Below are 14051 nucleotides of genomic sequence, written 5' to 3'. Positions count from 1 at the left end.
GAGTGGATAACTTGAACAAACCAAAATTATGGTCCAAAGATTTTATTAATATTTCCTTAAGTAACTTTTTTCTTTTTCTAACTTTTTATATTTTACTCGTAACCCTGCCGATTTTTGCCTTGCAAGAATTTGACAGTGATGCCTCCCAGGCTGGATTAATGACCACGGTATTTTTACTTTCAGCCATCATATCACGGCCGCTTGCTGGTCAATGGCTCGAGCGGGTAAGCAGTAAAAAAGTGCTGTTAACAGCCCTTATTCTTTTCGCGGCAGCTTCGCTTTTGTATTTTTTCCCAACTACGATAACAGGCTTCCTGGTTATTCGTTTATTACACGGCATAGGTTTTGGAATGGCAACTACAGCCGTTGGAGCGATTGTCGCTGACCTCATTCCGAGTTCACGAAGAGGAGAAGGAATGGGATACTTTGTCATGTCGACGAATATGGCGATGGTTTTAGGACCGTTTGTGGGATTAACGGCCATTCAACAATGGGGCTCACAGACGATGTTTATCATGACAGTCATTGTCGCCTTTGGAGCGCTTATTACCGGTTTAACCGTCAAGGTACCGAAAACAGATGACACTGAACAGATCGTTATTCTTCCAGCATTCTCATTAAAAAACTTTTTTGAGCCTTCTGCTGTAAAAATTGCTATAGTTGGCAGTTTTCTAGCGATTGTCTATTCTGCCCTGTTGTCCTTCGTATCCGTCTATGCGAGCGAAATACATCTTACCGAGGTTTCTAGTCTTTTCTTTGTTGTCTATGCGATTATTTTATTAATATCGAGACCTTTTACAGGCAAATGGCTCGATCAATATGGGCCAAATGTTATCGTTTTTCCAGCCATCGTCTTATTCGCGTTTGGTATGTTTGTTTTAAGCCAAAGTGGTGGAGCACTTATGTTCCTTGCTTCAGCAGGAATGATTGGCTTAGGATGGGGTACACTTTTCCCAACCTTCCAAACGATCGCGATTCAAAATGCTGCACCTAGAAAACGCGGGTTAGCGACTGCTACCTTTCTCTCCATCTATGACATTGGAATTGCATTAGGCTCCTTCTTAGTTGGCTTAATTGCTGCAAAAATGGATTTTAGTTCATTATATCTGCTATGTTCCTTCTACGTGCTGATTGGGGCTGTGCTATACTACTTCCTTCAAGTAAGAAAACCAAATACGCAAGAAATAAAAAGCCAGCAAACTTTACAAGTAAAAGAGCAATGAACAGTGAGGACCATCAAACGATGGTTCCTTTTTAATAAGCAGTTTTTAAGTACTTAGATTACTTAGGCACTTCCGCTTTTCTTTTGAGCAGTGATTTTTACTTTTCCTACTTATTAAGGTACACTTTTTTTGTATAGTTATTTTTCGAATGGAGGTTTTTACATGTTAGATGTAGTAGTGATTGGTGCTGGACCAGCAGGAGCAAGTGCTGCTTTAATTACAGCGAAGGCAGGTAAGAAAACGTTAGTGATTGACAGCGATAAGAGTGCTACCAAGCGTGCATGGGTAGAGAACCATTATGGCGTATTAGCAATCTCTGGTCCTGATTTAATTGAAGTTGGTAAACAGCAAGTAATCAAATTTGGCGGAGAAATTGTCCAAGCTACGGTTACTAACATTAGTAAAGTTGAAGGCGGTTTTAAAGTAGAAACTGATGCAGGAGCCCATGAAGCAAAACATGTTATTGTGGCAACTGGATTCCTTGTAGATGTTGCAGAAAAATCCGGGTTAACGACTAAGCCTGGAACTGAGCCAAGAGTAAAAACGATTATTGATGTAGATGCACAAGGCAAAACAAATGTAGATGGCATTTGGGCAGCGGGAACAGTTGCTGGTGTGAGTGTGCATACAATCATTACATCTGGTGACGGTGCGAAAGTTGCATTTAATGTGGTAAGTGAATTAAATGGTGAGCGTTACGTTGACCACGATGTTTTAAAAGCTTAATCTTAACAAAAGGCTGTGTTAAAGGTAAATGCTGATTTCACTCAATTTGAAAAATAGGCGGAGAAATTCCGTTTATATTGTGAAATACCCATATTTCCCTTAAAATAAGCGGAGTTTTTCCGGTTATACGATCCAAATCGATGGATTTTGTCTTATTTAGAGCAGTTAAGCGGAATATCTCCGCTTATTTCTGCCTCTAAAGCCTCCACTATAGACAATAACCGGAAATTCTCCGCCTATGAATTCTTATACCTACACGAAAATCAACAATGGGTAATAACATAGCCATCTTTTAAAAAAATCCCCTTTAATAGGGGATTTTTCAACTTAAACCTGGAGGTCCTTACCTTCTTCCACGATATGAAAAAGTAGATGTGCCAAGTGGTGTATCGGTCCATAATCTTCTTCCTCTTCACTAACCTCCTCATTAAATTCAAGATCATTGAGGTATAGGGCAGTAAATTCATAAAAGTCCTTCAACTGGAACGAATAACAGCCAACAGGATCTTCACTGCCATCCTCTCCTTTGGGATCCTCGTATTGAAGCACCATGTAGGAAACATCGCCATCCGCATCCTCTGCATCGAAAAAGACAAAGAATCCAATATTTGTATCCAAGTCAAATAAATGCCTTGTGCCCCCTTCTGTTGCTTTTTCAAAATCCTCTTGACTTAACTTTTGAATCTGCATCGAATCGACATTGTCTTCTTGGTGAAAACCTACAATAAATGATTTCATTCTTTTTCCTCCTTTTTAACACATATAAACTAATCTACCCTTAATAATAAAATTTCATGAGTAAAGCAAAAAAAATCCTTCAAGCTAGCAATACCTAGCTTGAAGGATTTTGGTCATCACCCAACTGGTGGTAAAATAGGGTGATATAGAATAGTAGTCTTAGACTTTTCGATGTTGGTAGCAGAAACAATTTGGCTGCTATCGGTTTTAACCGGTGTTAATAGAATAAGAAGTGTAAGTGATATTCCTACTATTATTGCCTTTTTCATAATCATCCTCCTCAATTCTGCTTTGTAAAATATTTTACTGCCTCTAAGTACATCCCTTGATCGGTATAGTAATCTGACAGCAATTTATAAAAACGGGTAAGATCATCTCTATGTTCTTTTGCCTCTTCAAAATAAGGAATTACTTTCAATTCTAGGTATCTAACCCCTTTTTCAAGTGAAGTCATATGCAAAAGATAAAACTCTGCTAAAAGCGTATACTTTTTCACGCCAAGTTCTTTGGAGAGTGATTTAACTGTCTGGAAGCACTCTTCTGCCTTATCATAAGCTTGACCTGACCAGTGTAGTTCTCCTATTGTATATAGCGTTACAAGATAGTTCCTAGAATTTAGAGGTTGCAATGCCAGGCTTTTATCGTAAAAAGCTAATGCCTCTTTATTATTATTCATTCTTTTTTGTAAGTAACCCATATTATGATAGATTTCCGGCAGAATTTTTTCTTCTTTAAGCAATTCTGCATTACGAATTAAATGTTTAAAACAAACTAACGCTTCTTCATAAATAGCAGAATGAGTATAATTAATGCCCAACAGCATTAACGTGTGCAAAATTCGATAAAAATTATGTTGGTTCATAAAAGTTTGAAGTGCTAATTTACCAAAATGAATCGCATGACCTGATTGATCAAGTGAAGTTTTAATTAAAGCCAGATGATAGAGAAATTCCCCGTTTATGGTTTCATTATCATCCTTTACATATAATTCCTCTAATAATTCATCTGCTGTTATATATTGACCCTTCAATATAAAGAATACAGCATTATAATAATGAAATAAATAACTCTCATGTTGGGAAAAATTTTTCTTTTGCTTATGTAATAAATCTCGTTGAGCTTCCGCCTCTGATAATACCCCCTTGAATAATAGATAACGATACTTATATAATTCGTATGTATACATATGGGCAGAAAAAGGAATTACATGTTCCATTTTGTTGAGTTTTTGATAAATCTCGTCAATTTCTTCTCGCAAATAAAAGTTGATTTTTTCACTAAAATCTCTTAATAAGGTTTTTATTAACTCCTCTTTTTCCTCCATTTCTTCATAGCTGACTTCCAGCCTTTGTAACAATAAGGAAATAGTCTCATCATTTGCGTCTTTTGAGTTGTTTTCTATTTTACTTAAATGAGGAATTGAGCAAATTCCAACAGCAAGCTCTTTTTGGGTAATCCCCTTTTGGGTCCTGTAGTATTTAATTAACGGTCCAAATTCCATAAAATAACCACCCTTTAGAAGCTCTTCCTTTTCCCCTATTTTATACCAACAGTTACACCTCTTCCACCTATTTGTTCAGACTATTAAAAAAACAATAATCATAAGCAGGAAGATAAGTTGGGAAATTTATTCGATTTCCAACACGAGCTTGACATAAACAAACAACTCCCACAGTAAAAACGGCATAAAAAACCCGTCATTCCTATGAAATGACGGGTTTTTAGACTTAGAAATATTTTCTTTTCCAAAAAATCAATGCTGTTAAAGTAGATAAAACACCTGCGACAATAATCGAAATCCAAAATGCATGCGGGCTATTTTGCAGCGGTAAATCTACATTCATCCCATAAAAGCTAAACACAATGGTGGGGAATGAAAGAATAATCGTAAATGATGTTAAAAACTTCATGACGATATTTACGTTATTGGAAATAATCGATGCAAAAGCGTCCATCATCCCACTAAGAATTGAACTGTACGTCTCCGCCATCTCAATCGCCTGAATTTTTTCAATCATCACATCTTCTAATAGATCCTTGTCTTCCTCGTACATTTTGATATAACTGAATCGTAGAATTTTATCCAAGACCACTTTATTCGATTTTAGGGAGGTCATGAAATAGACAAGACTCTTTTCCAATGCAAGTAACGCATACAATTCTTTATTTTTCATCGATTGATGAAGTTCCCGCTCGATATCATTGGTTCTTTTATTAATTTGTTTTAAATAACGAAGATAATAGGATGTAATAATAGCTAATATTTGGAAAGCAAATCGGTTCTTTTTAAAAGTATAAAACTCTTTTATTTTATTATTCTTAAAAACTTCTAATATTGGAGTATCCTTTAAAGATACAGTGATGATACATTCGTCCGTTAAAACAATCCCAATTGGAATTGTCTCATAGATTGGGAAGCCAGCATCATCATGTGTGATATACGGGTAATCCACGATGATATAGACTTGCCCGTCTTCTCGCTCAATTCTTGGACGTTCTTCATCATCTAGGGCATCTTTTATAAAGTCAATATAGATGTTTGTTTCATTCGCTATTCGATTGATCTCTTCCTCGGTTGGGGCATACATATTAACCCAGCAGCCTTTTGAAATGGTTTCTACCTGTTCAAGTACTTTTGTTTCCGTGCTTTTATAAATCTCCAACATAATAAAACCTCCTCACTCACTTTTTCGGAGGAAGCCACACTACCTTCATAAGGGTTGATATTCCTGAAGAATCCAATTCAAAGATAACATTGACTTCCCCACTACTACTAGGGTCTGGGTCTATTGCATAACTCAAAAATATCAACTCCTCTGGCATTTAATTACTCCATTATCATAAACCCAAAAGCCAAAAAGTACAAACAAGATTTCATTCAGGAAAATAGGGGTTCAAGTGAATTAATACTTCTTCAATATTATCGTATTTATCCATTAGTCTCCCTTTAATTAACTTGGCAAGGTCATGACCTTCTTTAATCGTTTTAAAGTGATCAATCGATATTCTTAAATCAACTAAAATATAATGACCATGCTCCCGCGCTCTGATCCGATCAATTCTCTTGACCTCCTGAAATTCATTGACTACATTAATATATGCTTGTAATGTTGTAGCGTCAATATTCCGTTCGAGTAAAATATCAAAAGCTTCCATTAACATTTCTTTTGAGATTTTAAAAATTAAATATGCAACAAAAATACTAGCCGCTTTGTCACCATATTGCAGAAATGGAATATCAAAACGTTCACCAAGAATGGAGAGAAAAACCCCGATAGCTGCAGCAATCGAAGCCACAATATCTGCTTTATGGTCAAATGCAATAGCCTCAATTGCCTTACTATTATGCTCTTTTGCCACTTTCAAGGATAAACGATACAAAATAATCTTCGTAAAATAAGAAATAATCGCTACCCACATCGCTAAGTAACTTGGTGTTTCTATTTCATGGAAGAAACCGCTGATTCCTTCAAACACAACATAGATGGAAACAAGAAAAAGTAAAATTCCTACGATTCCGGAAACAATAACCTCAGCCTTTCCATGACCATATGGATGTTCCTGATCAGCCGGCTTATTGGCGAGTTTAATAACCAGTAAGACGATAACAGAGGCAAAGACATCTGCAGCAGAATGTATTCCATCTGCAAATACAGCATCACTATTTCCATACCAGCCTATGATAAGTTTCCCTAATGTTAAGATGATATTACTGATTACACTGATCCAAGCAATTTTTTTCGCTAAGGATTCCCGCATCTTCTCTCTCCCCTTAAAAAAGTTTCTATTTCTTCATTTGATTATCCCCATTTTCCTCCATTATCATTTCCTCTTCTTCTTCTACAGTAATCCTGTTAATCGCATCATGGAGAAAATGAAAGGCTTCATCCAATTCTTCTCTTGAAGGATAGTTGTCTTTTTTCACATTTATCAGCTCCTTATTTTATGTATGAGTAATCCTCAAATAAAAAGTAGAAAATACAGTTGTACTTTATTTTTGAAAAGGAGAGTGTAACATGGATAAAAAGAATTCCACTACTAACAGCTCGGATATTGCTGGACGTACTTATGAAACAAGTGATTATCAAAAGAACGATGTCGTCGCTACTGGGCTTTCAACCACCCACGAACAGGCAAGTGACAGCTATATGGAGGGTGCAATAGATCCATCCACTGATGACGATTTAAACGCAAAGGATCTCCCAATTGCCCAAAAGCCTTTCAGAAACGAATAAAATTAGAGAAAACAGCTTTCCAAACGAAAGCTGTTTTCTTTCTACTTTTCGTCGTCTACATAAGGATCATGTTCATATGCAGGTAAGTCTCCAAAGCTGGTCATGGTCCCCGCTTCATCAAGTACCTCTTCATAGCGTTCATGTTGTGAATTTGGATATACAGTAATGTTGTTACCATACATATCATTACCTACAAAATTTTCGTAGTCTTCAACATACCCCTCATTTTCATCCGGTTCAATACCAACGTCATTGTAATGCTCTTGTGGAAAGGCTAAATCCGATGGTGTATCGGATGTTCCCCACTGTTCAACGATCTGCCAGGAGTCCTCTGCGTCAAAGGCAACATTTTCATCCTTTGAATCCATATCGAATTTTCCAAACGGCGGCATTAATACTCCTTCCTCAATCGGACGGTCATGTGAAACCACTTGGTCTGGACTGTGTTCTTTACAATAGGTTGTATTAGGCAAAGCCTCTAAACGTTCATAGGGGATTTCTTTTCCACATACCTCACATGTTCCATAGTTTCCATTTTCCATAGCAAGAAGCGCTTTATTAATATTTCTTAGTTGCAAATCTGTATGCTCATTTAACGCGATATCCTTTTCTCGTTCATATAACTCTGAACCTTCATCGGCAGGATGATTATCATAACTAGATAACTCTCCCATCGATTCATGAAAATGACCTCGTTCTAGTCCATAATGATCATTTTGTTCGAGTCGTTCTTCTATATCTTCTTTTTCTTTTAGTAATTGTAAACGAAAACCAGCAAGTTGCTCTGTTGTTAACATAGTAAACCCCTTTCAAGGCTTCATGCGCATCTAGATTGCCTATTTATTATTTCACATTAGTACCTTTTTATTTTCATTGATTTAGGCGATGATTATGTAATTTATTTCTTGATTCCAACAAAAACCTAAATTTCTCATTTAATCTGTCTGAATAACTTTTTAGAGTGGGTGTATCTTAACATATAGATACTCATTAGAAAGGAAAAGAGGGGATATGTATGGTAAACGTAAATTTTAAGAAATTCAAAAAAGTACAGCAGGAACATAAAAGCACATATTTAGGCGGTGACAACCAGCCATATGGTGTAAATGATCCTGAATATAATAACCAAGACAATACAGATAAATCGGTGGGAGCAACCGGGAGAAATATAAATGGGAAAATCAAGTAGCGGTACAAATGAAACCAATGATATGAAGTGGTGGCAGCTTTCGTTATTTGGAATTGGTTGTACAATCGGAACGGGTTTCTTTCTTGGTTCTAGTATTGCCATAAAAATGACGGGACCCGCCATTTTAATCGCTTTTATTCTTGCAGCCGCTGGTACCTATTTAGTATTCGACGCACTCGCAAAAATGACAGTTCAGGAACCATTGAAGGGCGGCTTTCGCTCATATGCGAAAAAAGCCTTTGGCAGATGGGCTGGCTTTAGCAGCGGCTGGGTCTATTGGGTTTCAGAGGTATTAATTATGGGCAGCCAAATGACAGCCCTTTCGATTTTTTCACAGTTTTGGTTTCCAAAGGTTCCCTTATGGTTGTTTGCTGGCGGCTATGCTCTTCTTGGTCTTGTTGTTATCCAAATCGGTGTAAGTATATTAAATAAGTTAGAGAATGTTCTCGCTATCATAAAAATTGCCGCGATAGTAATGTTCGTTATCATTGCTTTATTGGCGATATTTGGAGTCATCGATGGAGACCGTCCTATTCAATATCCTGATAGTAAAAAGGATTTACTTCCACATGGTGTCCTCGGTTTATGGTCCGGCGTCATCTTTGCCTTTTATGCATTTGGAGGAATTGAAATACTCGGCTTAATGGCAACCCAGTTAAAGGACCCAAAGGAAGCACCTAAGGCTGGTAAGGTGATGTTGTTAACGCTGATGATTATCTATATACTTTCTATCGGGCTTGCTGTTTTAATGGTCCCTTGGAATAAGTTTAATGGCGAGAAAAGTCCATTTGTTAATGCACTGGATAATTACGATTTAACCTTTATCCCCCACCTATTTAATGGAGCTTTGATTATTGCAGGATTTTCGACGATGGTTGCGGCGCTCTTTGCCGTTACCAGTATCCTTGTTACCCTTTCTGAAGAAGGGGATGCCCCTGGATTGTTTTGTAGACCAGGAAAATTAAAAGTGCCCGTTCCTACTCTGCTCATTACCGTTTTAGGTATATCAGCCTCGATTGTATCTGCATTATTGATGCCTGGTCATGTTTATGAGTATATTACAACAGCTGCCGGGCTCATGCTTCTTTATAATTGGATTTTTATTTTAGCTTCGTCATGGAAACTGCTAGAGGTAACGGCTAAGGATAAAATAAAATATTCCATCGGGATCCTTTTACTAGTAATTGCAGTCACCGGCACATTATTTCACAGTACAAGTAGACCCGGCTTTTTTATCAGCCTGGCATTCATTTGTATTATTGGCTGCATAACCTTGATGATGAATCTAAAGTGGAAAAAGAAAAAGAAAAAAGGAAAAGTACTTAGTCCTTGGCCAACTGCTTAAATACAAATATGCCAGCGATTGTTTCGCTGGCTTTTATTATTTAGGCTGTGTTAAAGATAAATGTTGAATTAATAACTATGTTGATTTTTGCGGAAGGCGCGAGACTCCTCGAAAATGCTATCGCATTTTCTTCGTGCGTGGGCAGATTCAAGGATGTAATTCAAAGTCCTGCAGGAGGACGGGACAGGGGAGACCCCGCAGGCGCTTAAGCGCCGAGGAGGCTTCCCGAACCGCCTGCGGAAAGCGAAGCGCCTCGTTACAGGCAGAAACCGCCTGTCACTGCGGTGATTATTCAAAGAAGCTTTCCTTAGTGGAGCAAAAATCAACAGCCTAGTTTAACACAGCCATTATTTAAATAATACAGTAAATGCTTGGAAGCCAAAGTAAATTCCAAAACCAATCAATGATATTCCAGACGAAAAAGAAATCCCTATAATCAGCTTTGAGGTTAAATACTTTCTAAAATTACTAGAAATACCAGCCATCGTAAAATCCCAAATCAGTAATCCAATAAAAATGGCACTGCTATAGAAAATTATCTGGCTCGTGTCATACGTTGCAGCGGTCTTTGCCAGCACCGAACCATATATCCCCAACCAAAATAAAATGGTTAACGGATTGGATATGGACATAAAGAAACCAGATATAAAGGACTTTACTAGCGGTTCCTCCTTCCTACTTCCTCCAATTTTTAACTTGTTTGCGGAAAGCATGGTTTCAATCCCAGTGTATAGTAAGACAAAGCATCCAAAAAGCCATAAAAACGTCTTCATAAAAGGATGTTCAAGGAAGTGAACAACCCCGAAATAAACTACTAACATATAAACCCCATCTGCTACGACCGCTCCTACCCCTATTAGCCATGAATGCATAAAACCATATTTGATTCCTTTATCAATTTGCGCTGCATTGATTGGACCAATGGGAGCAGCAAGAGACAATCCCAGCAAAATATAGCTTAAAAAAATATTCATCCAAATCTCTCCCTGAATTGAAATCGTCCGTCTATCAATTTTTATTCAGGAAGGAAGGGTTGTACCACTGTAAATAAAAAAAAGAGTCTTCTTTTTAGAAAAGAAAACTCCTTAAGGTATTTAGTTCGTATCAGATACTTTTCTTTGTTCGATTTTTTTATCATACTGTGCGTAATACCCCTGACTTCAGGCATGGGGATATAAGCATATCACTTGACCTTTCAATCAATTTGGAATATACTAGTTACAAATAGGAACGTACGTTCTTTGATAACTGAACATATAAGGTTGTGGCATGTATTAGAGCTATGCCACGTAAAATGTTCAAGCCATTAAAAAGCCATGACACGTTTTCTAACGTGAATCAAATAGGCTTTGATTAATGCAAAGCTGAAGGTCTTTTTTAAAGACCTGATGTATTAGCGGGTTTTGTGGTCACCCACATAAAGACAATGCCAATTAAAGGTATTCTTTATGAAACCCCTCGCCTTAGCGATGGGGAGATTCATAATGGTCCTCCTCTTCATAGCCTCTAATTAAATGATGCCGTGGGATTGGCATAGAAAAGGTGTCAATATCAATAATAAACTTGGGACGATGCTTTGATTCTTTATAAATTTTCCCTACGTACTCCCCTATTAAACCAATAGCAATCAGTTGTAAACCGCCAATCAACCAGATAGATGTAATCAGTGATGTCCAGCCTGTTTGTGTTTCCCCCAATGCCTTTAGAAGTATGAAATATATGCCAAATAATAGGCTAAGGAAAAAAGAAACAAACCCAATAAATAATACAAATCGAATTGGCGAAATAGAAAAGGATGTGATCCCATCAAATGCAAAGGCAAGCATTTTTTTTAAAGGGTACTTTGTTTCTCCAGCTTGTCTTTCTTTGCGATCATAGTAAACGATATCGGACTTAAAACCGAGGAGTGGAACAATACCGCGTAAGAAGAGATTTACTTCTTTGTAGCCCTCTAACTCCGTTACTGCTCGTTTACTCATTAAACGGAAATCAGCATGATTGTAAACTAGATCAACACCCATTTTTTTCATAAGCTTATAAAAACCTTGTGCAGTCGTTCTCTTGAAGAAAGTGTCGCTATCTCTGCGCTTTCGAACACCATAAACAATTTCATTTCCTTCATTATATTTAAGAATAAATTCTCGAATGACCTCAATCTCATCCTGCAGGTCAGCATCTATTGAGACAACACAATCTGATGTGTCCTTTGCAGCAAACAAACCAGCTAACAATGCGTTTTGATGACCAACATTTCTTGAAAGTTTTAAACCGCGGACATGTTCATTTCTTAGTCCTGTTTTATAAATAATCTCCCAGGTTCGGTCCTTACTACCATCGTCCACCAACAGGATTCTAGTTCGTTTCGAAACGAGATGTTCACTTATCAATTGTTCTACGAACTGATCAAGTTGATTTATAGTTTCGGTTAATACTTCCTCTTCATTATAACAAGGCACAACTATTGTCAGGACAGGTTCCATCATAGATAATAACCCCCGGTGTTTATAAAGTCTTGTACAAGTAAATCTTCCATGCGGAGCTTTTTGATTCAAATACTTTATCAAGGGAGAGTTTGATTTTTTCTGAATTTTCAATCGGAATGGCAGATAGTATGTACTGACCACCCATCTCTTTAAATACAGAAGTATTTAATTGTAGGTTTTTTAATTTCCTTCTGGAGTCCTTCTTGATCATGTATCTTTTTCCAAGTTGCCCTGTAAAAATATAACAGCGCCCACCCCATTGATCAAAGTACTTGCGGATGGTCTTATTTTTCTCTAATTCCAACTCAATTATTTTTCTAAATTGATGCTTATAGGTTAAAGGGTAAAAATTATTATAAGTATCAATGGTGTAAAAACCGTTGTACTGTGAAATAGCAGGATGGATTCCAATACTCGCTACCCGATAGTCTTCTTGATTAAGTCCAATATGGTTTTTTATGTCTGTAAACAATTCTTCGGCATAAAACTCTTTAACGGTTGGCTTTTTTTGATAGATAATCTCATCATTATATAAACCCAATAAAAGAATCTGTAAGATGGCGAACCATTTAGCCGTTTTAGCCCAGCTATGCCCCTGAAGTGAAATAATTTTTAATGCCAATGCAAATCCTGCATAAATAACCAGCGGTCGCAAAAAGTGAAAGCGAGCAAAATTGAAGGTGTCCATAAAATGAAAAATTTTTGTTACTGGTAACCAACCACGATAGAACCAAAAGGCATACCAAAGGGATAACAAGAAATTTAATAGAAATAAAAAAACGAAAACTTTTTCATGTTTCCATCTCTTTTTTACATAAACAAAATAAAGGGCAATAAACGTAATAGGTAAAATAAAGAGTCCGTGTACAGTCATTACATGCGTATGACCTAATACATAATTTTTAATGGTTAGCCGTGCTGCCTGTAAGAACGGCAAGGATGCATGGAAATATTCATCACGACTATTGAGTTCCGTAGAAAATAAAAAGGAATAGACTAACCGATATTCAACAAACATAAAAATAACTGTCATGTATGCAATAGACAATAGAAATTGAAGGTTCCACCCCTTGCCCCTGACCACATCCACAAGCCAAAAAATCCCCATTGCACTTAGAAAAAAGAAAAATCCCAAAACAATACTCGCGTAAAAGGGAATAAAAGTAAGGACGAGATATTCCTTCACTGTCCCCTCTCCATTGCGAATAGTAAGGAAAGCCCAAAGTGCAAGCGGCATCCCTAAGGTGCTTAGCATTCCAGAGGGCCAGAAAGGTGTTAAAGCAAAGGCAAGCGATACTGTAATTTGGAGGAATGCCCACTTGTCACCAGGGAGAAAATGTTTTTTTAAAAGCAAATACATCCCAATAAAGGCGACAACCCTTGTCAACGCCTGGCTAAGTCCATATGCAATCATGGTTGGAAATAACGCATAGAGCCAAACGATGATACTGTATTCTGTTCCAAATGTATTTCTTGGAACTCCATTAATAATTTGGGGGACGACAGCATTGACATCCCCAAACATTTGACCACTATTGGCGAGAACTTTATACCATGCCAGATTCGAATCTAAGTTATCATGAACACGAATATGAGCATTTTCTTGAAGAATAAAAAGTGGGGATAGATATAGAGCAATGATCAACAAAGCAAAAATAATGTATTTCATCTCTTTTTTCGTATCAGTTAACAATCACACACACCTCAAATTAAACCTTCTTCACGTTTAATAAAGTTTGCATCTGGCATGGAAATTATTCCTCTTTATCAATTGTTTTCCTTTTCGATATATAAAATAACCTTCCAATAGATTGTATTGGAAGGTTACATGAACTTATTATTTAGGGGCTTGCCGGTTTATTATCATAAACATTTAAAAGGATATCGAGCTTTTGGCTACATTGAACAACATTTGGGTTTGAATATCCATATTGTCGTGCTAAATCAATCATTTCAATTCTCGTTTTTTCAATATCAGATAACAAATAGTTCATGCTCGTTTCCATGGCTGACACCTCTTTTCGGGTTTATAACATATTTATATTATTAACCTTAATTTAAGTAATTTTTCACATTAAAACAAGTAGGCTGAATTAAAAATAATTGTACCTT

The 14051-nt window shown here is 36.9% G+C and carries 16 protein-coding genes; 5 read left to right on the top strand and 11 right to left on the bottom strand.

The window, feature by feature from the left end; translation table 11 throughout:
- Window positions 1-2: 2 nt before the first annotated feature.
- Window positions 3-1223, top strand: coding sequence for an MFS transporter (locus tag BLR86_RS11765; protein WP_368086782.1), 1221 nt, complete (start codon window positions 3-5; stop codon window positions 1221-1223).
- 162 nt (window positions 1224-1385) lie between these two features.
- Window positions 1386-1949, top strand: coding sequence for an FAD-dependent oxidoreductase (locus BLR86_RS11760; RefSeq protein ID WP_090761578.1), 564 nt, complete (start codon window positions 1386-1388; stop codon window positions 1947-1949).
- Between the two features lie 327 nt (window positions 1950-2276).
- On the opposite strand, the gene BLR86_RS11755 is transcribed toward BLR86_RS11760, so the two are convergent.
- From BLR86_RS11755 to BLR86_RS26045, 6 genes are all read right to left on the bottom strand, one after another.
- Entirely contained in the window at window positions 2277-2687 is a 411-nt protein-coding gene (locus BLR86_RS11755) for a cytosolic protein (RefSeq protein WP_090761576.1), read from the bottom strand.
- A 116-nt stretch (window positions 2688-2803) separates the two neighbouring features.
- Window positions 2804-2956 (bottom strand): hypothetical protein, encoded by a 153-nt coding sequence (locus BLR86_RS26050; protein WP_175492863.1) that lies wholly within the window; start codon window positions 2954-2956, stop codon window positions 2804-2806.
- Window positions 2957-2967: 11 nt separating this feature from the next.
- Entirely contained in the window at window positions 2968-4188 is a 1221-nt protein-coding gene (locus BLR86_RS11750; protein ID WP_090761574.1) for a helix-turn-helix domain-containing protein, read from the bottom strand.
- Window positions 4189-4414: 226 nt separating this feature from the next.
- Complete coding sequence (locus BLR86_RS11745) at window positions 4415-5353, bottom strand: magnesium transporter CorA family protein (RefSeq protein WP_090761572.1); 939 nt, start codon at window positions 5351-5353, stop codon at window positions 4415-4417.
- 208 nt (window positions 5354-5561) lie between these two features.
- Window positions 5562-6446 carry a cation diffusion facilitator family transporter gene (locus BLR86_RS11740; protein WP_090761570.1) on the bottom strand — a complete coding sequence of 295 codons (885 nt, stop codon included), beginning with the start codon at window positions 6444-6446 and terminating at the stop codon, window positions 5562-5564.
- 25 nt (window positions 6447-6471) lie between these two features.
- Window positions 6472-6612: a hypothetical protein gene (locus BLR86_RS26045; protein ID WP_175492862.1), complete on the bottom strand. Its 141-nt coding sequence runs from the start codon at window positions 6610-6612 to the stop codon at window positions 6472-6474.
- Window positions 6613-6703: 91 nt separating this feature from the next.
- Here BLR86_RS26045 and BLR86_RS11735 point away from each other — a divergent pair, with 91 nt between their 5' ends.
- Window positions 6704-6922 (top strand): YozQ family protein, encoded by a 219-nt coding sequence (locus BLR86_RS11735; protein ID WP_090761568.1) that lies wholly within the window; start codon window positions 6704-6706, stop codon window positions 6920-6922.
- A gap of 41 nt (window positions 6923-6963) precedes the next feature.
- Here the strand turns inward: BLR86_RS11735 and BLR86_RS11730 are convergent, their stop codons facing one another.
- Window positions 6964-7719, bottom strand: coding sequence for a yteA family sporulation protein (locus BLR86_RS11730; protein ID WP_090761566.1), 756 nt, complete (start codon window positions 7717-7719; stop codon window positions 6964-6966).
- A 218-nt stretch (window positions 7720-7937) separates the two neighbouring features.
- On the opposite strand from BLR86_RS11730, the gene BLR86_RS26040 reads away from it, so the two are divergent.
- Together BLR86_RS26040 and BLR86_RS11725 are read left to right on the top strand one after the other, a co-directional pair.
- Window positions 7938-8111, top strand: a complete 174-nt coding sequence (locus tag BLR86_RS26040; protein ID WP_175492861.1) for a hypothetical protein — start codon at window positions 7938-7940, stop codon at window positions 8109-8111.
- On the top strand, window positions 8095-9456 hold the full coding sequence (locus tag BLR86_RS11725) for an amino acid permease (protein WP_090761564.1): 1362 nt from the start codon (window positions 8095-8097) through the stop codon (window positions 9454-9456). Before BLR86_RS26040 ends, BLR86_RS11725 begins: the two co-directional genes overlap by 17 nt.
- 347 nt (window positions 9457-9803) lie before the next feature.
- Here the strand turns inward: BLR86_RS11725 and BLR86_RS11720 are convergent, their stop codons facing one another.
- From BLR86_RS11720 to BLR86_RS11705, 4 genes are all read right to left on the bottom strand, one after another.
- On the bottom strand, window positions 9804-10430 hold the full coding sequence (locus tag BLR86_RS11720; protein WP_090761562.1) for a LysE family transporter: 627 nt from the start codon (window positions 10428-10430) through the stop codon (window positions 9804-9806).
- Between the two features lie 489 nt (window positions 10431-10919).
- Complete coding sequence (locus BLR86_RS11715) at window positions 10920-11939, bottom strand: glycosyltransferase family 2 protein (RefSeq protein ID WP_090761560.1); 1020 nt, start codon at window positions 11937-11939, stop codon at window positions 10920-10922.
- A gap of 19 nt (window positions 11940-11958) precedes the next feature.
- Window positions 11959-13608, bottom strand: coding sequence for a DUF6044 family protein (locus BLR86_RS11710; RefSeq protein ID WP_090761721.1), 1650 nt, complete (start codon window positions 13606-13608; stop codon window positions 11959-11961).
- A 172-nt stretch (window positions 13609-13780) separates the two neighbouring features.
- Window positions 13781-13945, bottom strand: a complete 165-nt coding sequence (locus BLR86_RS11705; RefSeq protein WP_090761558.1) for an aspartyl-phosphate phosphatase Spo0E family protein — start codon at window positions 13943-13945, stop codon at window positions 13781-13783.
- Window positions 13946-14051: the final 106 nt, after the last annotated feature.

The sequence above is a fragment of the Bacillus sp. OK048 genome, assembly GCF_900103525.1.
GTDB lineage: Bacteria > Bacillota > Bacilli > Bacillales > Cytobacillaceae > Neobacillus.
This window is presented reverse-complemented; position numbering and strand designations above follow the sequence as displayed.

Coding starts and splice junctions, on each gene's coding strand:
- BLR86_RS11750 (WP_090761574.1), bottom strand. CDS start 4,188: ATGGAATTTGGACCGTTAATTAAATACTACAGGACCCAAAAGGGGATT.
- BLR86_RS11745 (WP_090761572.1), bottom strand. CDS start 5,353: ATGTTGGAGATTTATAAAAGCACGGAAACAAAAGTACTTGAACAGGTA.
- BLR86_RS11760 (WP_090761578.1), top strand. CDS start 1,386: ATGTTAGATGTAGTAGTGATTGGTGCTGGACCAGCAGGAGCAAGTGCT.
- BLR86_RS26050 (WP_175492863.1), bottom strand. CDS start 2,956: ATGAAAAAGGCAATAATAGTAGGAATATCACTTACACTTCTTATTCTA.
- BLR86_RS11705 (WP_090761558.1), bottom strand. CDS start 13,945: ATGGAAACGAGCATGAACTATTTGTTATCTGATATTGAAAAAACGAGA.
- BLR86_RS11755 (WP_090761576.1), bottom strand. CDS start 2,687: ATGAAATCATTTATTGTAGGTTTTCACCAAGAAGACAATGTCGATTCG.
- BLR86_RS11720 (WP_090761562.1), bottom strand. CDS start 10,430: ATGAATATTTTTTTAAGCTATATTTTGCTGGGATTGTCTCTTGCTGCT.
- BLR86_RS11740 (WP_090761570.1), bottom strand. CDS start 6,446: ATGCGGGAATCCTTAGCGAAAAAAATTGCTTGGATCAGTGTAATCAGT.
- BLR86_RS11710 (WP_090761721.1), bottom strand. CDS start 13,608: ATGAAATACATTATTTTTGCTTTGTTGATCATTGCTCTATATCTATCC.
- BLR86_RS26040 (WP_175492861.1), top strand. CDS start 7,938: ATGGTAAACGTAAATTTTAAGAAATTCAAAAAAGTACAGCAGGAACAT.
- BLR86_RS11715 (WP_090761560.1), bottom strand. CDS start 11,939: ATGATGGAACCTGTCCTGACAATAGTTGTGCCTTGTTATAATGAAGAG.
- BLR86_RS11730 (WP_090761566.1), bottom strand. CDS start 7,719: ATGTTAACAACAGAGCAACTTGCTGGTTTTCGTTTACAATTACTAAAA.
- BLR86_RS11735 (WP_090761568.1), top strand. CDS start 6,704: ATGGATAAAAAGAATTCCACTACTAACAGCTCGGATATTGCTGGACGT.
- BLR86_RS11725 (WP_090761564.1), top strand. CDS start 8,095: ATGGGAAAATCAAGTAGCGGTACAAATGAAACCAATGATATGAAGTGG.